Origin of the sequence: Embleya sp. NPDC008237 (assembly GCF_042956465.1) — a bacterium.
Taxonomy (GTDB): domain Bacteria; phylum Actinomycetota; class Actinomycetes; order Streptomycetales; family Streptomycetaceae; genus Embleya.
The window spans coordinates 16,621-37,655 of record NZ_JBIBGL010000031.1; the positions used below are offsets into that span (position 1 = coordinate 16,621).

A 21,035-nucleotide genomic window follows, 5' to 3' on the forward strand; every position below is an offset into this window, starting at 1 on the left:
CCCGCACCCTCGACGAACTCGTCACCGTCACCCGCCGAGGCTGCGACACATCCAACACCACCCGCGCTGCTGGGCATCGAACCCGACTGGTCCGCCCTGGACAACCCCACGCCGAACGACACCGAGACACATCCTGAGGCCGCCACCGTGGCGACGTTCGCAACGGCCGGCGTCGCCACGCCCGGCCGGCCGTGGGCGGTGGTCCACCGCCGTGAGTGGCCCGTCGTCGGTCGCTCGGTCCGCGGTCCGTGGGGCACGCTTCGCCGGCGGTGGGCGCGTTCGCTGTCTCGGCGGTGGAGGGGGAAGGGCCCCATCCCGCCGAAGATTGCGTACGGATCGCCCGGGCGTGGTCGGGCCGTCGTGGAGGGCGCGGGGGATCAGGCGACGCCCGAGGCCCCGCCGCCGACGGGCTCCGCGAAACTGCCCGGTGCGAGTGGGCTCATGCGGCGGCGGCACGGCGCAGCGTGAACCAGAAAGTCGGGACCGGGTTCGTACCCGGCGTCACGTCGGTCAGCTCCCACCCGGCGAACCTGGCGGTGAGTTCGTCGGCGGTGGCGCCGGACCACGTGTCGTCGAACGCCCCGGGCCCGTATCCGAACATCAGCAGTCGTGCGCCGGGGGCGGCGCGCTGGGTGAGACCGGAGGCGTAGGCGTCGCGGCGGTGCGGTGGTATTCCGCAGTAGCAGCTCAGGTCGAAGAAGAGGTCGTACGGGCCGGGCGCGCCCACCTCGTCGAGTCGGGTGGCGTCCGCGCACAGCACGGTGACGTCCGCTCCGGCCGCGTCGGCCTTCTCCCTCGCCTGCCGGACCGCGCGGTCGACCAGGTCGACGGCCGTCACCCGCCACCCGTGCCGGGCCAGGTACACGGCGTTGGTCCCGGTGCCGCAGCCGAGTTCGAGAACCCGGCCCGGCATCAACGCACCGGGCCCCTCTATCAGGGCCACCAGCTCGGGCGGGGTGATGCCGCTGTCCCACGGCGGCTTGCCGTCCCGGTAGAAGTCCTCCAACACGCGGCGCACCAATGCCTCTTGGTCGAGTTCCGCAGGCGTTCGAGTCTCACTCATCACTACCCCTTCGAGAATTTAGAGTTCAGCTCTAATGTAGGACTCTAGAGATATACTCCCGGTATGGACACGGTCAAGGGATCCGACGAACGGGACGTCAAGCGTCCCGACAAGCGGGCCGAGCGCTCGCGGCTCACCCGCGAGCGAATCGTCGCGGCGGCGCGGGACCTGTTCGTCGCGCGGGGGTACGGCGCGACCAGCCTTCAGGAGGTCGCGGATCGCGCGGGCGTGGCCGTGCAGACCGTGTACTTCGTGTTCCGCAACAAGCGCGCGCTGTTCAAGGACGTCGTCGACACGTCCATCGCGGGCGACGTCGAACCGGTCGCCACGATGGACCGGGACTGGTTCCGCGCCGCGTGTGCGGAGCCCACCGCGGCCGGGCAACTGCGCGCCCACGTGAGGGGTGTACGCGAGATCCTCGGCCGAGTCGCCCCGATCGTGCCGTTGATCGCGGCTGCCGCCGCCACGGACCCGGAGATCGCCGCGCAGTGGCCCGCCGGCCCCGACCCGCGCTATACCGTTCAGCACGCCGCGGCGAAGGCCCTGACCTCCAAGCCCGACGCCCGCCCCGACATCGATGCCGCGCGGGCCGCCGACCTGCTGTACGGGCTTCTCAGTCCGGAGCTGTACCTGATCTTCGTCCGCGACCGGGGCTGGTCCCCCGACGCCTGGGAGGAGTGGGCTGGTGCGGCCCTGACCGCCCACCTCTGTACCGACCACGAGTAGGTCGGGGACCCGGCTGCCGCTACCGGAACGCTCACCCCGCTGCACCGTCGTCATCGTCATCGTCCCGAGCGTTCGGCCGCCTGCTCCGTGAGCTGCCCTGCCGCCGCCCACCCGCGTGCTTGCCGGAGGGGTCGCCGCGCGGCCGTACTTGGGTGCGTGGAGCGAACTCCCGGTATCGTGCCGGAACTTCCGGGCTCTGAAGCGCCCCGGCATCGACCGCTGCCGGGTTTTCGTCCGCCCACGTGCGACCCGAGCCGTTCTGTACGGCCCGCGGTCGACGGACCGCTGACGGAACGGGACGTGGAAGGATCTTCGTGCACGAGCCCACGACGATCGAACGGCGCCGCACCGCAGCAGCCGCGTACGCGAGGCAAGGATTCCACGCCGTCGGCAAGGTGCTACCCGAGCGCGAGGCACGGCACGTGCGGGACGCGGCCCCGAAACTTGCCGACTACGGAACCGAGCCGCCCAACCGTGACGACTTCCACATCTGGGGCTGACCGGCTCGGGGAAGACGTCCTTCGCTGAGCGGTTGCGTGCTGCCGGTGTGGTCCGCCTGTCCGTGGACGAGGCCATGGCGGCCCGCTGGGGTTGTTACGGCGTCGACTACCCGCACCAGGAGTACTTCCGTCTGGAGAAACCGGTCGTGGAGGAACTCACCGCGCGCATGGTCGCTCTGGTCGAGTCCGGGGGTCGGGTTGTGTGGCCGACTGGTGGGCGCGAGACGGTGCTTGGCAGATCCTGCAGGCTTCGCTCGGGGGAGATCCCCAGTCTTCGATCGTCAGCGAGACGGGAGCCCCGGTTCTCGTTGCGCGGCGGCCGGGCGCATGTGCTTGAGGTTCTGGGCGACGGTCCACTCACGGCCGCCGCATCGGTCGATGAGGTCGGCGACGGCGGCGTCCTCTCATCCCCGGCCGTCGTAGTAGGCGGCGAGGAACTCGCTGTCGCGGTGCGCGGATGCGGGGGCGGCCGCGACCATGGGCGTCATCTTGCGGCGGCGGATGCGTTCGTCGCCACTGCGGGCTCGACGGCTTATGTGGGTTCCGCGCCCAGGAAGCGGGTGAGCAGCAGGTGCAGCGTCGGGGCCTGGTCCAGTGGTGCGAAGTCGGGGTCGGTCGCGCCGCGTGCGAACAGGCCGTCGATCTGGGCGGCGACCCAGGTCGCGGCCCGGTCCGGGTCGAGTGTGTCGTCGATTTGCCCGGCCGCGGCGGCGCGGCGGAGCAGGTCGGCGATGCCGGTGCGCAGTTGGCGGTCGTTGCGGGCCACGAGGGCTCCGATGTTCTGGTCGCGGCGGGCCTCGGCGGCGGTGTCCAGGGTCAAACCCGCGTAGGTGGGGTCGGCGGCCAGGCGCACCACCGCGTCGATCAGGCCGAACAACGCGGCCAAAGGATCCTCTTCGCGCGAGAGTTCGGCGAGATAGGCCGCAGTCTCGACGCCCTCCTGCTCGATCAGCGCGACGATGATCGCGTGCTTGCTCGGGAAGTAGTGGAACACGTTCCCGGGGCTCATGCCGGCGCGGGCGCAGATGTCCGCCGTCCGGGTTCCGTGGAATCCCTTGTCCGCGAAGCAGGCTGCGGCGGCTTCGAGGATCTGGCGGCGTTTGGCGGCGTGCTTCACGGGGTCGACTGTGCGCATGGCATGCTCACCCTACCTCGGTGATCGATGTTGGCTGTGACCGGAACAATAATAGACCGGTTAGTCGATTAAACAATTGATGCGGTCGCTCCCCGAGGACGCCCCTCATGGCGGACTCCCAGCGATCCGTCCCGCAGGGACCATCTGTCGGGGCTTCATCCAGTCCGTGAGCGCCGTGGGGTGCCGGCGCGGCATTGTCCGGGATGGGCGCGCTCGCGCTTGGGGACCGCGGCGGGCGCGGCCACTGCGCCCGGCCGTGCGCCGTGCGAGTCCGACTTCACGCTCACCGGCCGCCGCGGCGCCGGTGGGGGAGCCGGAGTGGCGGAGCCGACCGCCGCATACGAGCTACGCAAGGCCGGCCAGGACGCGACCGCCCCGGACGCCCGTCCGCGGATCGGCGGTGGCAGTCTCACGGTGCGTGGCGGGACACGCCGACCGACAAGGACGGTGTGACGCAGCGGGTGGGTTTCCCGTCCGGCCGGTACTTCGACACCGGACGCGCGATGCTTCCGCAGTGGTCGGACGGTACCGACTACTGCCGCAGGTCGCACGTGCCGCTGCCCGCTGCCCGCCGCGGGCGGCGCCTGCTCGGTGCTCGGTCGTTCGCCCGGTAGCCAGTGCAGGGCGAACCACGGTTCCATTCGAACGTCCGGGTCGTGCAGGTCCAGGTCCAGCAGATCGCCGATCCTCGCGACGCGTTGGCGCACGGTGTTGCGGTGCAGGCCGAGCGCGGTTGCGGCGCGGTCCCAACTTCCGTGGTGCGCGAGCCACGTGCGCAGGGTTTCGAGCAGTACGTCATAGCCGGGCGAGGGGGCATCGGCCGGCGCCGCGAATCGGGCGCGCGCCAGGGCGGTCGAGTCGGCCGCCGGGGCGAGCGAGTGCACGCTCGGATCCCGGTCCTGATGCCGCCGGGACGGCATCCCAGCCGCGAGCGCGTGCCGCAATGCGCGCTCGGCCTGATTGGCCGTCACCGCGAGGTCGGTGGTGGCGGACGGCGCGCTGAAACCGAGCGTCCACCCGAGCCGATTCGCCGCCGCCGGATCCGCCGTCGGCGAGCCGGGCGTAACGGGCGCGAGCGCGGACACGTCGCGCCCGCGCAGATCCGGATACGACGTGGCCAACGCGGTACCCAACGCGGCCAGTTGCACCGGATCCCCGCCCCGCCCCGATCCGCTCCCGGGCCCGGGTGCTGCCGACCGAGCCGACCGCGGACCACGACCCAACCGGCGTGACCCAACCGGCGCCCGGTGTCGAGGGCAACAGCAGCGACGCCACATCCCGAGGCGACCCGCCGAGCGTCAGCCGCACCAGCGCCGCCGAGCATCAGCCGCACCAGCGCGGCCGAGCTGCGGCTGTCGCCGCCGAGGGCGTGCCGCGGGCTGGTCAGCAGGGACAACAGCACGGCCGCCACCGCGGTCACCGAGTGTTGTACCGCCGTCGGCGCGATGCCCGCCACGACCCCGATCGCCGGCGGCACGCCGCCCGCGCCGGGCCTGAAGGAGAACGCCATCGGTCTCTCCGGCGCCCTGATGCGGTCGGTGACCACGATGTCCCCGGCCATCACGGTCGCCCTCACCGTTCATCCCTCGTTCGAACGTCCGGGTTGACGCGTCCTGGGGGCGCCTGCCCTAATGATAGACCGACGGGTCGATGAATGAATCGTGGGCTCGTCCGATCATCGACGCCCTCGTCGCAGAGGAGAGACGTACGTGAACCATTCCCGAGAGTTCGGCCGGCCGACCAGCCGCCGAGGATTCCTACAGACCGTGGGTGCGGTGGGCGGCGCCGGGGCGGCACTGTCCGCCATGGGCGCGCTCGGTCTCGCGCCCTCGTCGGCGAGCGCCGCCACGCCGCCGTTCCGTGCGCCGCGCGCGTCCGACTTCACGCTCACGGGCCGTCGTCCGGCCCGCGTGGCGGTGGTCGGTGCGGGTGTGGCCGGGCTGACCGCCGCGTACGAATTGTGCAAGGCCGGCCACGAGGTGACCGTGCTGGACGCCCGTCCGCGGATCGGCGGGCGCAGTCTCACGGTGCGCGGCGGCGACACGCTGACCGACATCAAGGGCGTGACGCAACGGGCGAGTTTCGCGCCCGGCCAGTACTTCAACGCCGGACCGGCGATGCTTCCGCAGTGGTCGGTCAGCACCGACTACTGCCGTGAACTGGGGGTGCCTCTGGAGGTGTTCGCGATATCGAACACGAACACGTTCGTGTTCGATCCGAAGGGGTCCGACAAGCCGAGGTTCCAGACCGCGCGGGCGGACGCGCTCGGCGTGGTCGCCGAGTTGTTGGCCAAGGTGACCAACCAGGGCGCGCTCGATCGCGAGCTGAGTGCGGCCGACAAGGAACGTCTGCTGGGCTTCCTGAAGACGATGGGCGACCTCGGCGACGACCTGGTCCACCAGGGCGACCCGCGGCGGCGCGGGTTCGCGGTGAACCCCGGGGCCGCCGGATCACCCGGTGTGCCGCTGCCGCCGCGAGGTTCGCTGGACCGGGTGTTCACCGAACAGTTGTCGCGCCACTGGTACCTCGACGCCGGGTTCGACATGGCGTCGACGCTGCTCCAGCCGGTCGGCGGCATGGACCGCATCGTCGAGGCCCTGGCCGACCACATCGGCCGCCGGCGCATTCGATGTGGGGTCGAGGTCACCTCGATCACCGACGGTCCGCACGGGACGCGACTGGCGTATCGAGGGTCCGCGAGCGGCGTGCTCGACGTCGAGTACTGCATCGTGACCACGCCTCCGCGGGTGGCGGCGCGCATCGCCGGACTGCCCGCCGAGGCGACCGCCCTGCTGGGGGGCTTCCTGGCGGAGTTTCCCGGCAAGATCGGCCTGGAGTACCGCAATCGATGGTGGGAGGACGACTTCGCGATCCACGGCGGCCTCACCTCCTACGGCGAGGACGGGTCCCTGTGGTACCCCTCCTCCGACTACCGCGGCGAACGTGGCGTGATGGTGGCCTACTTCGAACGCGCGGAGACCACGATCGAGGGATTGCCTCCCGCGCAACGGGCGGCCGAGGCGGTGAACCGCAACGTACGGGTGCACGGCGCCAAGGCCCGTACGGAGCTGGCGAGTTCGCTGTCGGTGATGTGGGGACGCGAACCGTTCGTCGAAGGCGGCTGGCAGCCGGCCGACACACAGAACAACGGCGTGGTCAACACGCCGCGCTTCCGGCCGCTCACCGAGCCGACCGGGCGGGTCTTCTACGCCGGCGACTGGCTCAGCAACATGCTGGGCTGGCAGCACGGTTCGATGGTCTCGGCGCGCAAGGCGGTCGAGAAGGTACACGCCCGCGCCCTGGCGACATGAGGCGCGCCGCGATGCAGCGAATGACGCCCGACCCGGCGGGACGTCGTACGGACGAGGCCGGCGGATCCGGGCCAGACTCGTGGCGTACGGCGGGACGGTTCCCATCCGCCTCGGGGACTACCCGTTCGTCACCCGTGGGGTAGACGTCGATGACGAACGCCTGCCCATAAATTAGACGGACTCGTCGATCTATTATTCGTTCGTCCCCCGGGACAGACCGAGCCCGCGCCTCGATCGAGGCGCGGGCTCCACCGATGGAGAACCCAATGAGCACACCCCGCCACACTCGCAACGTCTCCGGACCGCGCCCGCCCTCCGCTCACGGCGCGGCGTACGCCGCCGTCGCCACGGGCCTGCGCAAGGTCTACGGCGAGGGGGAGACGGAGGTTCGTGCCCTCGACAACGTGTCCGTCGGCTTCCGCAGCGGCGAGTTCACCGCGATCATGGGCCCCTCCGGCTCCGGCAAATCCACGCTCATGCACTGCATGGCGGGTCTGGACAAGATCTCCGGCGGCTCCGTGCGGCTGGGCGACGTCGAACTGGCGTCGCTCGACGACACCGGGCTGACCCACCTGCGCCGCGACCGACTCGGCTTCATCTTCCAGGCGTTCAACCTGCTGCCGACGCTGACCGCCCTGGAGAACATCACCCTGCCGCTGGACATCGCCGGACGGCGCGCCGACCCCGCGTGGCTGGACAAGGTCATCGACACCGTCGGCCTGGGCCACCGCCTCGACCACCGGCCCGCACAGTTGTCCGGCGGCCAGCAGCAGCGCGTCGCGTGCGCCCGCGCCCTGGCCGGACGCCCCGAGATCATCTTCGCGGACGAGCCCACCGGCAACCTCGACTCGCACTCGGGCACCGAGGTCCTGAACTTCCTGCGCGCCTCGGTCACCGAGGCCGGACAGACCATCGTGATGGTCACCCACGACGCCGTCGCCGCCTCCTACGCCGACCGCGTCCTGTTCCTCGCCGACGGACGCATCGTCGACGACATGGCCGAGCCCACCCCCGACCGGGTCCTGGAGCGCATGCGCGCGTTCAACCGGAAACCGGGCGAACCCGCCGCTGCCGCCGTCTCCGCCCTCCCCTTCTGAAGGACGCGACCGTGCTTCGCACTTCCCTACGCAACCTCGTCGCCTACAAGGTGCGCCTCGCCCTCACCGCACTCGCCGTCGTCTTCGGCGTCGCGTTCGTGGCGGCCGTCCTGGTCTTCGGCGACACCCTCAAGCAGGCCATGACCGAGGCCGCGCTGCGCGAACACCGCGGCATCGCGGTCGACGTCCGCGGCACCAAGTACGCCGTCGAACACCTGCAGACCCCGGCCCTGGACGAGCCCCTCGTCGCCAAGCTGCGCGCGCTGCCCGGCGCCGCGTCGGTCACCGGCCACGTCACCGGCTTCACCGCCGTCGTCGACCGCAACGGCAAGCTCGTCCGCAAGAAGGCCAACGCGACCGGCGCCAACGCGGTACCCGGCCGCGACGGCAAGGACCCCCGCTACCCGCTGACCGCCGGCCGCCTTCCCGCCAAGGCAGGGGAAGTCGCGCTCGACACCGAGACCGCCAAGGCCGCCGAGTACAAGGTCGGCGACCGCATCCGGATCGTCGCCCGCGGACCCGTCCTCGACGTGAGCGTCGTCGGCGTCTTCACCACCGACAGCGCCGCCGTCGAGGCCGGCGGCTCGCTCACCCTCCTGGACACCGCCACCGCGCAGGAGCTCTACCTCGAACCCGGCGTCTACGGCGAACTGCGCCTGAACGCCAAACCGGGCACGTCGCAGGAGCAACTGCGGGCCGCGGCAGCCCCGTTGATCCCCAAAGGCGCCGAAGCCCTCACCGGGGACACGCTGCGCCGGGACGACCGGGACAAGGTGAACAAGGAGATCGCGTCGCTGCGCACACTGCTTCTGGTCTTCGCCGGCATCGCCCTGTTCGTCGGCAGCTTCATCATCGCCAACACCTTCTCCATGCTCGTCGCCCAACGCACCCGCGAACTGGCGCTGTTGCGCGCCATCGGCGCCACCCGCAAACAGGTCACCCGCTCGGTGATGTTCGAGGCCCTCGCGGTCGGCATCGTCGCCGGACTCGCCGGATTCGTCATCGGCATCGGCCTCGCGGTCGGCCTGCGCGGCATCCTCAACAACGTCGGCGCCGACCTCACCCCGGGATCGACCGTCGTTACCGGCGCAACCGCCCTGTGGAGCCTGGCCGTCGGCATCGGCGTCACCCTGCTCGCCGCCTGGCTGCCGGTGCGCCGAGCCGCCAAGATCCCACCCGTCGCGGCGCTGCGCACCAGCCTGCCGCCCAGCACCTCCAGTCTGCGCCGCCGCAACATCGCCGGCGTGCTGACCGTCGCACTCGGCGGGCTCGTGCTGGTCGCCGGCATCAAGGGCTCGGCGACCGGCAACGCCAAGGTGTTCACCGTGATGGGCGGCGCGGGCATCGTCCTCGTCGGCGTCATCGTGCTCACCCCGCTCATCGCCACACCGGCCGTGCGTCTGTTCGGCGAACTGCTGCGGCGCGTGTACCCCGTCGAGGGCCGGCTGGCGTACCAGAACGCGGCTCGCAACCCGCGCCGCACCGCCGCCACCGCGTCCGCCCTGATGATCGGCATGGTGCTGGTCACCTCGCTGACCATCTTCAGCACATCGCTCAAGCACCTCGTGGACCGCACCCTGTCCAAGGGCATCACCGCCGAATTCGTGCTCAGTTCCTCCTCCGACGGGCAGACGCTGACCCCGGAGATCGCCGCCACGATCGCCAAGGTGCCCGGCGTCACCGCCGTCAGCCCCGTGCGCGAGGCTCAGGTGAGTGTCGACGGCAAGGAGCACAAGCTCACCGCCGTCGATCCCGCGAGCGCGTTCTCGGTGCTCGCGACCACGTTCAGCCAAGGCGGCCCGCAATCCCTGGCAACGGGACTGCTGGTGTCCAAGCAGACCGCAGACGACCGCAAGTGGCGCATCGGGACGCCCGTGCCCGTCACCTTCCCCGACGGGCAGCAGACCCGCCTGCCCATCGGCGGAATCTACGACGAGGCGCCGCTGCTCGGTGCCCTGACCGTGTCGTTGCAGACGCTGACGCCGCACATCGACGTCGTCGGCGACGACTTCGTCCTCGCCAAGGTCGCGCCGCGGTCCAAGGACGGCATGCGGGACGCGCTGCGCAAGGCGGTCGGCAACAGCCCGGCGATCAACGTGCAGACGGCGAAGGAGGTGCGCAAGGACTTCAACAAGCTCTTCGACGTCATGCTCAACATCGTCTACGGGCTGCTGTCGATGGCGATCGTCATCGCGGTGCTCGGCGTGGTCAACACGCTGGCCATGTCCGTTTTCGAACGCACCCGCGAGATCGGCATGATGCGCGCCATCGGACTCGACCGGCGGCGCACCCGAAGGGTGATCCGGCTCGAATCCCTGATCATCTCGCTCTTCGGCGGCCTCCTTGGCGTGCTCCTCGGCCTGGCCGCCGGGGTCGGCGGCGTGAAGGGCATGGCCCGCTCCACGAAGGATCTGAGCGTGGTGATCCCGTGGGACCGGGTGCTGAGCTTCCTGGTCCTCGCCGCGATCGTGGGCGCCCTGGCGGCGGCCTGGCCCGCCCGACGAGCAGCCAAGCTCGACGTACTCACCGCCCTGCGCACCGACTAGCCGCGCGGCCCCGACCACCCGGCCGGAGTGGTCACCACTCGTTGTTTCGTCAACTCAGGACACACGCACAGCATTTCGTGTCGAGAACGGAAGGTGAAGATCATGGATCGAGGTGACCTCGCAGCGATGGCGCTCGACCAGCTGGACCGGGCCAACACCGTGACGCGGGCCGTCGACGACACCGCCGTACCGGGTGAGATCCCGATACTGGCCACCCCGGCCCGCGCCCGCCAGGAATGGACCAACGGGACCCTCGTGCTCACCACCCATCGCCTGATCCACGCCAAGGAGGGCCGACCCGCAGTGGCGGTGCCCCTGGCGGGCATCACCGACATCACGGCCACGCGATCCCGGCTCACCGGGAACGTGCTCAAGGTCGTCGCCGTGAGCGGTGTGTACGGATGGGAGAATGTAGTCCGGGCCGAGACGTTCGTCGAGACGTTGCGCGAAGCCGTCGCCACCGCGGTTGCCTCAGCCGCGAACGCCGACGAGCAGGCCGCCCCGAAACGACCCGACGGCGCGGCGATGCTCGACGAACTCGCCCGCCTCGCCGTCCTGCATCGCCACGGGGCATTGACGGACGACGAGTTCGTCCAAGCCAAGCGGCAACTCATCCGCAGTTGACGACACGCGAGCGGGCCACGATGTGCGAGACGAGGAGCGGGAGCCGGTTCTGATCGGGGCTCTTCGCTCCCCGCTGCCGGCGGACGGGTTTCGTGTCGGCAGGGGAGTGGCGTGATCGGCCCGCCGGTGGGTTGCCCGGCGGTGTGGACACGGTCGTGGTCACCTGTTGCTGCGCGACAGGTGACCACGACCCCGAACACGGTTCGTCCAGTGGGCGTATTGGTCCGGGCGCGGATGGTAGGACTGCCAGTGGTGGCCGTCGACGTCGGGCGCGGTGGACCGCAGGTTCCTCACGTCGTCGGAGTCAAGGCGCTCGCTTCACACGTGAATGCCTTCGCCGAACTTCGGCTTCTCCAGCGGACGGAGCCGCTGGAGAAGCCGCCCTCTTCTCACGGTGGTCGCGACACCCTCCCCGAAGGATGTGGCGGTGACCCGGACGAGGGCGGTCAGTCCGATGCGTTCCGGTACAGGGTGAAGAGCCGCGGCATCGTGCCGGTTCCGGCGTCGAGGCGCTGCCAGCACGCGCGGGTGAGGGCCCGGGCGCGTGCGCCGGGCCAGTCCTCGGGGAGGAGTTGGGGCGGCAGGAGCGGGTCGGGGGTGTGGGCGCGGTCGAACTCGGCGGCCAGGGTCACGGCGAGGGTGAGGCGGGTGGGGGAGGAGTCGTGGTCGAGTTCCGTGAGGCATTGCTCCGCGTACGTGGCAAGGCGGGTGTGGCCGGCGGCGAGGTCGTCCAGGGGCCACAGTGAGGCGGCCAGGGCGCGGGGGTCGCGGAGGTCGCCGATGCGGAGGTCGGTGCTGGTGAGGGAGGTGAGGGATTCGTGCACGCCGAGCGCGCGGGCGTGGGTCTCGACGAGGTCGGCGATCGGGTTGGCGCAGACGTAGAGGCCGCCCTGGACGGGAGCGGCGCCGAGGTGGAGCAGGGTGGTGCGCAAGGTGTCGCGTGCCGTACGGCGGGTTTCGGGGACGGCGAACGCGAACAGGTGCCAGGTGCCGTCCCAGGGGGCGAGTCCCGCGTCCTGGCGGTAGGCGTACCGGACGTGTTCGGCGTCGGGGGCGAAGGAATCGGTGGGGTCTGCGACGGCCCGGATCCGTGCCTTGCGGCCGCGGCCCTGCTGTGTGAAGCGGCCCTCGGCGACCAGTCGCCGCAGGCAGAGGCGGACCTGCTGGTCGGTCATGCCGAGCCGGCCGGCCACGGTGTACAGCTCTTCGGCGACGACCGTGCCGTCCTCGCGCACCAGCGCGTCGACGAGGAGCCGGGTGGGGATCTCGGGCCGGGGGGCGGGGCTGTTCACTGTGCACCCCCGTCCGTGGCCGGGCGGCCGGGCACCGGTATCTGCCGGGTCATGGCCGTGACGGCGCCGAAGCCGAGCAGTCGTCGCAGGTAGGGCGTACGGCAGGTGCGTACGGCCGTGAAGCCGTGTCGCTCGTACAGGGCGCGGGCCCGTGGGTTGACGTCGATCACGTCGAGGCCGAGCAGGTGGCAGCCGTGTTCGGCGGCCACCGAGGCGACCTCGTCCAGGAGGATGCTGCCGATGCCCTCGCCCCGGTGGGCGGAGTCGACGGCGATGCTGTCCATGACCGGTTCGCCTTGGGCCTGCCTGCGCTCGAAGAGCGCGAGGACGGCGACCCGGATCAGACCGGGCAGGACCCCGTACATCCGGGACACGTCGCGGAATCCGCCCCCGACCGGGCCGCGTCCGCCGACCTGGAAGCCGGCGATGCCGATCACCCGTCCGGATGCGTCGAGCGCGGTGACGCCGCGGTCGTGGTGCAGGTGGGCGGCGACGAAGGCGCGCCCCTTGCGCCCCGGCCCCAGCGCGGGGCCGAGCCTGCGGCCGAACGCCTCCCGGTAGAGGGCCGCGACCTCGGTCTCCGACCCGGCCGGGACGTGACGCAGCGGCCGGACGGCGGCCCTCCCGCCGCTCACGCGCCGATCATCCGCTGCTTGGCCCGGGCGAACTCGTCGTCGCTCAGCGCACCGGAGCGGTGCAGCGCCGCAAGCCGCTCCAACTCCTCGACCAGCGCGGTCGCCTCCCTGCCGGCCCCCGGCGCGGCGGCAGGCGCGGGCGGGCCACCGGCCACAGCCCCACGGACCTTGTCCGCGAACGCCTCGGCGTCCTTGACCTCCTCCCAGCCGTACGCCCCGGTCAGCGCGGTGACCTTGAGGATCCGCCCGGTCAGCCGGGAGGAGGAGACCGCGACATCGGTGACGCCGGCCAGTGGCACCGCCTGCGGCGCCTTTCCCTCCTTGACGTAGAGCAATCGGTGCGTGGTCAGCACCAACGTGCCGCCCGTCCACTGGTCCCGGGCCCTCCCCGAGGTCACCGCCAGGGGCTCCTCGCCGGGCACGGCCGTGTCCACCGCCGCCTGCCCGGCCTGCTGCGCCTGCGTCCTGTCGCCGGCGGAGTCGAAGACGATGTCGACGAGATCTCCCCAGTCCATGAGAACCTCACTCCAAGGATCGTTTACATTGAGAACGCTCGTATCGATAGTGAACGATATCGCTCCGAGGCGCAATCTGCACGGATCGCCCGTCGGCCGCCGCCGCGGACCCCCGAAGCGGGTGCAGGCGGCGCCGAGAAAGGATTCCCATGACCGGGACGACGCATCACAGCCCCGAACTGCGCGTATTGCGCGACCGGGTGACCGCCCCGTCGTCGATCGCGCTGCCCACGACCGGGGACGGGCTCACCTGGAGACCTGTCACCGCCGCCGACATCGGCCTGATCCTCGACCTGGCGCATGCCGCCGGAAGGATCGACCATCCGCGCTCGCTGGTGACGAGGGACGAGTTGGAGGAGGAATTCGGCAGCAAAGTCTTCGACCCCGAGCGTGACGCGGTGATCGCCGTCGACGCCGCCGGGCGGGCCGTCGCCTACGGCTCGGCCATGGCACCGGCGAGCCAAGAGACGATCGTCTGGGTCGAGCTCGACGGAATGGTGGTTCCGGACCGCCGCCGTGAGGGCATCGGTACCGCTCTATTGGCGTGGCAGGAGGCCCGCGGGCTTCAGCACCTCGCGGCAAGCGAGGCCACGCTGCCGGGGTGGCTCGCGTCGAGCGCGCAGGACCACGCCACCCCTGCGATCCGGCTCCTGGAAGCCCACGGCTACGAGCGTGCCCGGTGGTGGCTGGAACTGGAGCGGGACCTTGCCGCGCCCGACGCCGAGCCGCCGTCCGCCCCGGGAGTGCGGCTCGTGCCCTACGCGGAGGAGTGGAGCGAACGGGCCAGGTCCGCGATGAACGACGCCTTCCGCGACCACTGGGGTTCCCAGCCCGTCACCGCCGCCGAATGGGCCTCGGGCAACCGGCTGGAGGCATTCCGCCCGGACCTGTCCGTACTCGCCATAGCCTCCGACCCGCACGGCGCCGAGCGCGTCGCCGGATTCGCCCTCGTCGACGTGGCGCCGGACGAGTGGCCGCTGCGCGGTGGCCCGTTCGGGTACATCACAACCGTCGGCGTGCGGCGAGAAGGGCGGGGGCGCGGGCTGGCCCGCACGATGCTGGCCCACGTGTTGCGGGCAATGCGGTCCGACGGCCTGGACTATGCCGTGCTCAATGTCGATGCCGAGAGCCCCACCGGTGCTCTCGGGCTGTACCAGAGCCTCGGCTTCACGGTCACCGACCGTGCGGTCAGTCTCGTCAAACGCTTCTGACCTTGCCCCGGCCCGGCTCCACTGGACCCGATCGGATTCCTACCGTGGCCCGACGACCGAGTGCACATACCAGGACCCTCGGTCGGCCTCTGGCCGTGGCGTGGTGCCGGGCCGGGCCCGGATGACGCTGCGCGCCTTGGCCCCGGACGATGCCGGCCGTACCGGCGCCCCCCGGGGAACTCGGCAGCCGGGCCGATCCGACCTGAGACTGCCAGGTCAGCCAGTTGCTTGCCGGGGACCCGGCCGTCGGCTTCGGCGCTACGACCCCCTGAACACCGAGACCGCATGGGACGAGGTGAAGTACACCTGGCCGTCGACAGGCACGGCGCACGTCCACTTCGTGGAGTGTCGATGGCCCTGCTGGTACCGTAGGGGCCATGAGTGATCCGAAGGCCATCAACCTCCGTTTCCCCGACCCGGGGCAGCGGGCCGCGATCGCGGCCGCGGCCAAGGCCGAGGGTGTGAGCATGCAGGAGTACATCCTGGGTGCGGCGGTCGCGCGCGCGACCGCCGTCGAGGACCGTTTCCTCGACGCGTTCCGCGCGTCCATGGCCCGTAGCGGCGACGCGTTCGCGGCCGAGGCCGGTGAGGTCGACCCCACGCCCGAGCAGCGCGCCGCCGAACACGAGGCCGCACGCGAACTCGCCGCCCCCGAGCGGGGCCACGCCGCGTGAACGATCCGCACCCCCCGCACGTGGACGTGGCGTTCCTGCTCCACGCCGCCGAACTGTTGCCCGGCGATCCACAGGTCGACGACCTCGGCCCGCTCTACGCCGCCCTGTCCCGTGTACAGGCCCGTGCGATGGACCGGGACGTGTACGGTTCGGACCACCTCAAGGCGGCGGCGCTCCTTCACACGCTGGTCCGGTTGCCGTGTCTCGAGCATTCCAACGAGGCATTCGCCTGGCACGCCACCGAGGCGTTCCTGGCTCTGTACGGACATCGTCTCGACTATCCGTCCAAGGAAGCCGTCGTCCTCGTCCGCGAAGCCGCCCGGGGCGTCGTCGGCGTCCGACGCATCGCACGCCGACTCCGCGCATGGACCACGGACTGACCGTCCCGCATGTGTGTTCCGCGATGGCGGCCTCGCCCCGCGGCCTCGACCACCGGGGTGTCCGGGTCGGGGTGTGGAGGTCCACGGCAGGTTGATCGCCGTGTTCAGGAGTTTTTTGTTGCGGATGGCTCGCCAGGTTGTCCGCCTCGTCGAGAAGGGCGAGGAAGTCGGGGGTCAACCGGGCTCGCGCGCCGCTCGGTCCCGAAACCGATGGCTTCACCAGGCGTGGGTTTCCTGTTCGGTGGATTCGAGGATCTCCAGCGTGAGCAGTCCTGCGCTGCGGACAGACCTTGTCGGGTCCGGCGCGTTCGCACGGCAGCGCGGCGTTCCAGTCGGTTCCCGCGCCGATCTCCGGCATCCGGTCGCCCGGTTGCCCGTCCAGCGCGCGGAGCGTGAACAACACCGCGGAGGGCGCGCTGATCGAACTCGACGCCTCGCGGCCGATGCCCGGGGCATCCGGGCGGCCGTCGTCGTCCTGGACGACCAGCGGGGCGTGCGGCGCGTACACCGCCTCGGCCCACCGTTTCCGGCTCGGTGGACCGCTCCAGCGCGTGGTACCCGCCGGCGTCGCGATTTCACACGGTGTCGGGAACGAAGCGGTGCCGCAGGAGCCACGCGGACGCCCCGCGCCGCCGGGGATGCTCGAACTCGCCCAAGACCTCAAGGGCTTCGACCGCCCGCGCGAACTCCGCCCCACCTTGCATCGAGGAGGCGGGCGTGGTCGTTGGACGTGTCAGGCGAGGGAGAGGAAGAGCTTTTCGAGTTCGGCTTCGGTGAGCGGCGGGGTGTCGCCGTCGGCGGTGGCCATGCACTGGCGCATGCCGCTCGCCACGATCTTGAACCCGGCCCGGTCGAGGGCACGGGAAACCGCCGCGAGTTGGGTGACGACGTCCTTGCAGTCGCGACCGGCCTCGATCATGGCGATCACCGCGGTCAGCTGTCCCTGGGCCCGGCGGAGCCGGTTGAGCACCACGCGCGTGGCTTCTTCGTCGACGGTCATCGTGTGTCCCTTCGCTTGCGAGCTTCCCCATGGTACCCCTGGGGGTATTCGGCCCCGGTGGGGCCCGGGGACCTGTGGGATGTGGGCGGTTCAGTTGTGGGAGAAGCGGATCTCGGGCAGGATCCGCCGCAGCCATGCCGGGCTCCACCACGCGGCGTGGCCGCTCAGGCGCAACAGGACGGGCAGCAGCACCAGGCGTACCAGGGCGGCGTCCAGGAGGACGGCCAACCCGAGGACGATGCCCATCTCCTTCGGTGGCAGGGGGCCGGAGAGGGCGAAGGTGAGGAACACCGCGACCATGACCGCGGCGGCGGCGAAGATCACACGCCCGGAGTGGCCGAGTGCGCCGACGACGGCGCGGCGCGGATCACCGGTCTTCTCGTAGTGCTCCTTGGCGGAGGCGAGCAGGAAAACGGTGTAGTCCATGGCGATGGCGAAGATCATCGCGAAGAAGAACACCGGCGCCCAGCCGTCCAGGAAGCCTTGCGGCGTGAAACCGAGGAGGTCCGCGCCGTGGCCGTCCTGGAAGATCAGCCGGGCGGTGCCGAACGCCGCGGCGGTGGCGAGCAGGCTCGTGGCGGTGCCGAGCAGCGCGGCCAGAGGGGCCTGCAAGGCAAAGACCAGAAGGAGGAAACCGAGGCCGAGGACGACGCCGAGCACCAAGGGGGTCTTGGCGTCGAGGGTGGCCTGGAGGTCGAGGTTCTCCACGGCCGCTCCACCGACCTTGGCGTCGGCGGGGAGACTGCCGCGCAGGCGGTCGACAGTGCCCTTCAGCGCGGGGTCCGACGGGTCGACGTCCGGCGCGGCCTGCACGAGAGTCAGGGCCGAGCCGTCGCCCGCCTGCTGGGCGGGCATGACCGCGGCGATCCCGGGATCGCCTCCGAGCGCGGCGCTGGTGGCGTCGGCGTCGGCGGTCGGGGTGATGATCTGGAGCATGCCCGGGGCGCCGGGGCCGAATGCCTTTTGGACGGCGGCATACCCGGTGCGGGCGGAGGAGTCCTCGGGGACGACGGTGATGGACGGCATCGCGGTGCGCAGTCCGACGATCGGCGCGGCGAGGGCGAGCAGGAGAAGCAGGGCGGGGACGCCGTACCGGAACGGGTGCCGCCACAACCGTTCGCCCCAGGCGGCGAACGTTTTCGAAGCACCGGGCGCCTGGGTGCCGCGCCGGGTCCAGGGCAGCGCCGCGGCGTTCACCTTGCCACCGAGGCGGCCGAGGACTGCGGGCAGCAGGGTCAAGGTGGCGGCCAACACGAACGCGACGGCCAGCATGATTCCCATGGCCATGGACCGGAACGCGGGCGCCGGGACGAGCATGACCGCCGACAGACTCACCAGCACCGTCGCGCCGGACAGCAGCACGGCCTTGCCCGCGGTGTCCATGGTCTCCCCGACGGCGCGGCGGGCGTCGCCGTGCCGGCCGAGCGCGGCACGGAACCGGACGACCAGGAACAGCGCGTAGTCGATGCCGAGCGCGAGGGCGAACATCATCGCGAAGTTCATCGCCCAGATCGACGTCGGTGTGACGTGGTTGAGCAGCACCAGCGCCCCCGCGGAGGCCGCGAGGCCCGCGAGGGTCAGCAGCAGCGGCAGCCCCGCCGCGACCAGCGATCCGAAGGCGACCACCAGGATCGCGAGGGTCACCGGCCACGAGAGCATCTCGGACGTGATCATCGCGTCGTGGTTGGCCTTGTTGAAGTCGCTCCACAGCACGGACGCGCCGGTCGCGGAGACCTCGATACCGTCCCCGGACAGCGCGGCGAGGGGTCCCTTGAGATCGTCCGCGGCGCGGACCATGTCATTGCTGTCGGCCGCGGCGCCGGCCGACAGGATCGCGGTGCGGCGGTCGGGGCTGACGGTGGCGCCGTCCTGGGGCGCAACGACCTCGGCGATGCGGTCGTCCGCCCGCAGCAGGGTCGTCGCCCGGTCGACGACGGCCCGTACGGCCGGGTCGTCGACCGGGCGGTCGGCGGCGACGACCACCTGGAGCGCGGTGGAGGCGTTGCCCCCGAAGTGGGCCCGGGCCAGCTCGCGCACCTGAACCGACTCCGACCCGTTCGCCTGCCAGCCGGCCCCGGCCAGTGCGGAGGTCACCTGCGGGGCGAAGGCGCCGAGCCCCGCCACGAGCGCGAGCCACACGACGGCCACCAGCTTCAGACGGCCGGCGGCGTACACGCCGAGCCTGCCCAGTGGCCCCAGTCGATCGGGTCCGGCCGACGGGGTGTCCCCACCCGACGGCGAGGGTTCCTTGTGCGCCCGGATGCGGGTCGGGTCTGCGGCGGTCATGAAGCCTCCTGATCGGATACCCCCAGGGGTACATTTGCATCGACGATAGCCGATACCCGGGCGGGTATCCAAAATACGGGTAGGGGTATGCTGGAGTCATTCCCGAACGCCAGGAGGCCGACATGGGCTACGACCGCACCGTGCGGGTCCACAAGGATTTCGCCACCACCGTCGCCGCCGTACGCGAGGCGCTCGCCGCCGAGGGTTTCGGCGTGCTCACCGAGATCGACGTCACCGCAACGCTCCGGGCGAAACTGGGCGTTGACATGGAGGACTACCTGATCCTGGGCGCCTGCAACCCTCCACTGGCCCAACGGGCCCTCGACATCGACCGTGCCATCGGCCTTCTGCTGCCGTGCAACGTCGTCGTGCGCCGTGACGGCGACCACACACTCGTCCAGGCGTTCGATCCCACGGCCATGCTCGCCCTCGCCGGGGACGCGACACTCGAACCGGTCGCCCGCGAAGCGGCCGCCCGCCTCGACGCGGCACTGGCTTCACTTCGGCGGTAGCCGACCCGCAGGCGCCGCACGCGGCCGCGCGCCGCGTCGACCTGCCCGGCGCAACCGTCATGATCAGGGACGCCCGGGTGATCGGTTGCCGCAGGCGGCACGCCACGGGTTCACGCGTGTGCCGCGTCCCCGGTATCGGGCTTGCGGTGGATCCGGCCGGTCTTCTGATACTCGCGCTGCACGACGGCACCGGTCGGCAACGTGGCCTGATCAACGGGCAGAACCATGGCGGAAGGTCCCATCACGCTCGCGCGGGTCCCGATCGAGCATCCGCCGGCCGCCGGGGCGCATCCTCGACATTCGATCTGCACAGCCGACACCGGAGCCGGTGCCTTCGACACGCACGACCGACACTCGCTCGGACGACTGCGGCTTTCCTCGGACGCGGTCGAAGACGGCGGCGCTCGTGGGGGTGGGACGGGTGTCGATCGGCGCCGGGCCGGCGATCGGTTCGGCGCGGACGTCGCGGTGCGCATCCGCCGGCCACATGCCGTCGGCGGTGGGCCGGCGTTCGTCTCGTCGCCCGCCACCGGCAACAGGGAGCAGAAGCCGAGCCGTTCGTCCCCGGTGAGCCGCCGGCCGCCGACTTGGCGCGATGGTCGAACCCCGCTGCCGCGGGCAACCGCCGCCTACTCGGCGTCCCCCCGGCGCGCCGTGATCGCGGGCTTCGTGGCGCGCAGCACCAGAGTCACCAGCTCCTCGATCTCCTCGTCCGTCGGCGGCCGACAGAGCGTCAACGGCGTGAGGACCAGCTGGCTGACCAGCATGTTGATCACCGCTCGTGGACTGCAGGCGGTATCCACCTCGCCCCGCGAGATCCCCCGTGCGACCATCCGGCGCCATTCCTGTTGCACGGGCTCGAAATGCTCGAGGATCAGGGCAGCCAGCTCGGGCTGTCGCCGGCCGGCGATGATCGCACTCGTGCTCATCTCCACCGGGCTCGCGAAGAATGCCGCCAGACGCTGGGCGAGGAGCCGCAGGTCCCGAGGCCACGACCCGGTATCCGGTACCTCCACCGTGCCGGAGTGCTCGCTGAGCGCTTCACGGATGAGGTCGGTATATGTCGGCCACCACCGGTAGATCGTCTTGCGGTTGATGCCGGCCCGCGCGGCGATCTCGCTGGGCCCGAAGTCGACCACTCCCTCGGCGAGCAAGTCGAGCACTGTCCGGGCAACTTCGCGGCGGACCTTCTCGCTTCGCCCGCCGGAGCGGACGCGTTCGCGTGGTGTGGTCTCTCCTGCCATCCCGGCCATCTCCTAAAGGGTCATGCTGTTGACTTTAGTAGGTGGCGGCTCCACCATGAACATCATGCCGGGCCGTGCCATCCCGCCCTACCGAGCGGCCGCCCGGCACGCGGGGCCGTGCGCTCATCAGCGCCACGCCACGTAACCGCGCCGGGAATCGCGGGCAGACCGCTCGACGCCCGTGGGCGCATCCGGAACGCGGCAGCCCCGCCATCGAGGTTCCCGGGCGGCGCGGAGTCCTGCGCGCTCGCGTTCGCGCCCACCGACGATCGGGCCGGGCGGGC

The 21,035-nt window shown here is 71.2% G+C and carries 20 protein-coding genes; 11 read left to right on the forward strand and 9 right to left on the reverse strand.

The features are described 5' to 3' along the window. Positions 1-439: 439 nt before the first annotated feature. Complete coding sequence (locus tag ACFZBU_RS45090; protein WP_391589636.1) at positions 440-1,063, reverse strand: class I SAM-dependent methyltransferase; 624 nt, start codon at positions 1,061-1,063, stop codon at positions 440-442. A gap of 63 nt (positions 1,064-1,126) precedes the next feature. Between ACFZBU_RS45090 and ACFZBU_RS45095 the strand changes: the two genes are divergently transcribed. Further along, the gene (locus ACFZBU_RS45095; protein ID WP_391589637.1) at positions 1,127-1,789 is read left to right on the forward strand and encodes a TetR/AcrR family transcriptional regulator; all 663 of its coding nucleotides are present in this window, start codon (positions 1,127-1,129) and stop codon (positions 1,787-1,789) included. A gap of 314 nt (positions 1,790-2,103) precedes the next feature. After that, positions 2,104-2,289, forward strand: a complete 186-nt coding sequence (locus ACFZBU_RS45100) for a hypothetical protein (protein ID WP_391589638.1) — start codon at positions 2,104-2,106, stop codon at positions 2,287-2,289. A 532-nt stretch (positions 2,290-2,821) separates the two neighbouring features. Here the strand turns inward: ACFZBU_RS45100 and ACFZBU_RS45105 are convergent. Further along, positions 2,822-3,424 (reverse strand): TetR/AcrR family transcriptional regulator, encoded by a 603-nt coding sequence (locus ACFZBU_RS45105; protein ID WP_391589639.1) that lies wholly within the window; start codon positions 3,422-3,424, stop codon positions 2,822-2,824. A gap of 155 nt (positions 3,425-3,579) precedes the next feature. Beyond that, the gene (locus tag ACFZBU_RS45110; protein ID WP_391589640.1) at positions 3,580-4,572 is read right to left on the reverse strand and encodes a helix-turn-helix domain-containing protein; all 993 of its coding nucleotides are present in this window, start codon (positions 4,570-4,572) and stop codon (positions 3,580-3,582) included. A gap of 297 nt (positions 4,573-4,869) precedes the next feature. Here ACFZBU_RS45110 and ACFZBU_RS45115 point away from each other — a divergent pair, with 297 nt between their 5' ends. The 5 genes from ACFZBU_RS45115 (at position 4,870) to ACFZBU_RS45135 (ending at position 11,002) form a co-directional block, all read left to right on the forward strand. Beyond that, entirely contained in the window at positions 4,870-5,031 is a 162-nt protein-coding gene (locus ACFZBU_RS45115) for a hypothetical protein (protein ID WP_391589641.1), read from the forward strand. Between the two features lie 102 nt (positions 5,032-5,133). Beyond that, on the forward strand, positions 5,134-6,735 hold the full coding sequence (locus ACFZBU_RS45120; RefSeq protein ID WP_391589642.1) for a flavin monoamine oxidase family protein: 1,602 nt from the start codon (positions 5,134-5,136) through the stop codon (positions 6,733-6,735). 266 nt (positions 6,736-7,001) lie between these two features. Beyond that, positions 7,002-7,832, forward strand: coding sequence for an ABC transporter ATP-binding protein (locus ACFZBU_RS45125; protein WP_391589643.1), 831 nt, complete (start codon positions 7,002-7,004; stop codon positions 7,830-7,832). 11 nt (positions 7,833-7,843) lie between these two features. Continuing rightward, positions 7,844-10,378, forward strand: a complete 2,535-nt coding sequence (locus ACFZBU_RS45130; protein WP_391589644.1) for an ABC transporter permease — start codon at positions 7,844-7,846, stop codon at positions 10,376-10,378. Positions 10,379-10,480: 102 nt separating this feature from the next. After that, the gene (locus ACFZBU_RS45135; protein ID WP_391589645.1) at positions 10,481-11,002 is read left to right on the forward strand and encodes a hypothetical protein; all 522 of its coding nucleotides are present in this window, start codon (positions 10,481-10,483) and stop codon (positions 11,000-11,002) included. A gap of 446 nt (positions 11,003-11,448) precedes the next feature. Here ACFZBU_RS45135 and ACFZBU_RS45140 read toward each other — a convergent pair whose 3' ends face one another. The 3 genes from ACFZBU_RS45140 to ACFZBU_RS45150 are packed head-to-tail and all read right to left on the reverse strand — an operon-like array spanning position 11,449 to position 13,444. Continuing rightward, positions 11,449-12,294 carry a PaaX family transcriptional regulator C-terminal domain-containing protein gene (locus ACFZBU_RS45140; protein WP_391589646.1) on the reverse strand — a complete coding sequence of 282 codons (846 nt, stop codon included), beginning with the start codon at positions 12,292-12,294 and terminating at the stop codon, positions 11,449-11,451. Beyond that, complete coding sequence (locus ACFZBU_RS45145) at positions 12,291-12,929, reverse strand: GNAT family N-acetyltransferase (protein ID WP_391589647.1); 639 nt, start codon at positions 12,927-12,929, stop codon at positions 12,291-12,293. The genes ACFZBU_RS45140 and ACFZBU_RS45145 overlap by 4 nt, the downstream gene beginning before the upstream one ends. After that, positions 12,926-13,444: an SHOCT domain-containing protein gene (locus ACFZBU_RS45150; RefSeq protein ID WP_391589648.1), complete on the reverse strand. Its 519-nt coding sequence runs from the start codon at positions 13,442-13,444 to the stop codon at positions 12,926-12,928. The genes ACFZBU_RS45145 and ACFZBU_RS45150 overlap by 4 nt, the downstream gene beginning before the upstream one ends. A 149-nt stretch (positions 13,445-13,593) precedes the next feature. Between ACFZBU_RS45150 and ACFZBU_RS45155 the strand changes: the two genes are divergently transcribed. The 3 genes from ACFZBU_RS45155 (at position 13,594) to ACFZBU_RS45165 (ending at position 15,709) form a co-directional block, all read left to right on the forward strand. Next, positions 13,594-14,655, forward strand: a complete 1,062-nt coding sequence (locus tag ACFZBU_RS45155) for a GNAT family N-acetyltransferase (protein ID WP_391589649.1) — start codon at positions 13,594-13,596, stop codon at positions 14,653-14,655. Between the two features lie 377 nt (positions 14,656-15,032). Then, positions 15,033-15,329: a DUF1778 domain-containing protein gene (locus ACFZBU_RS45160; protein ID WP_391589650.1), complete on the forward strand. Its 297-nt coding sequence runs from the start codon at positions 15,033-15,035 to the stop codon at positions 15,327-15,329. After that, positions 15,326-15,709: a fic family toxin-antitoxin system, toxin component gene (locus ACFZBU_RS45165; RefSeq protein WP_391589651.1), complete on the forward strand. Its 384-nt coding sequence runs from the start codon at positions 15,326-15,328 to the stop codon at positions 15,707-15,709. The genes ACFZBU_RS45160 and ACFZBU_RS45165 overlap by 4 nt, the downstream gene beginning before the upstream one ends. 733 nt (positions 15,710-16,442) lie before the next feature. Here ACFZBU_RS45165 and ACFZBU_RS45170 read toward each other — a convergent pair. After that, positions 16,443-16,709: a metal-sensitive transcriptional regulator gene (locus ACFZBU_RS45170; RefSeq protein ID WP_391589652.1), complete on the reverse strand. Its 267-nt coding sequence runs from the start codon at positions 16,707-16,709 to the stop codon at positions 16,443-16,445. Positions 16,710-16,799: 90 nt separating this feature from the next. Beyond that, positions 16,800-18,995 carry an MMPL family transporter gene (locus ACFZBU_RS45175; RefSeq protein ID WP_391589653.1) on the reverse strand — a complete coding sequence of 732 codons (2,196 nt, stop codon included), beginning with the start codon at positions 18,993-18,995 and terminating at the stop codon, positions 16,800-16,802. A 122-nt stretch (positions 18,996-19,117) separates the two neighbouring features. On the opposite strand from ACFZBU_RS45175, the gene ACFZBU_RS45180 reads away from it, so the two are divergent. Further along, positions 19,118-19,507, forward strand: a complete 390-nt coding sequence (locus ACFZBU_RS45180) for a DUF302 domain-containing protein (protein WP_391589654.1) — start codon at positions 19,118-19,120, stop codon at positions 19,505-19,507. A 629-nt stretch (positions 19,508-20,136) separates the two neighbouring features. Here the strand turns inward: ACFZBU_RS45180 and ACFZBU_RS45185 are convergent. Beyond that, positions 20,137-20,751 carry a TetR-like C-terminal domain-containing protein gene (locus tag ACFZBU_RS45185; protein ID WP_391589655.1) on the reverse strand — a complete coding sequence of 205 codons (615 nt, stop codon included), beginning with the start codon at positions 20,749-20,751 and terminating at the stop codon, positions 20,137-20,139. Positions 20,752-21,035 lie beyond the last annotated feature (284 nt).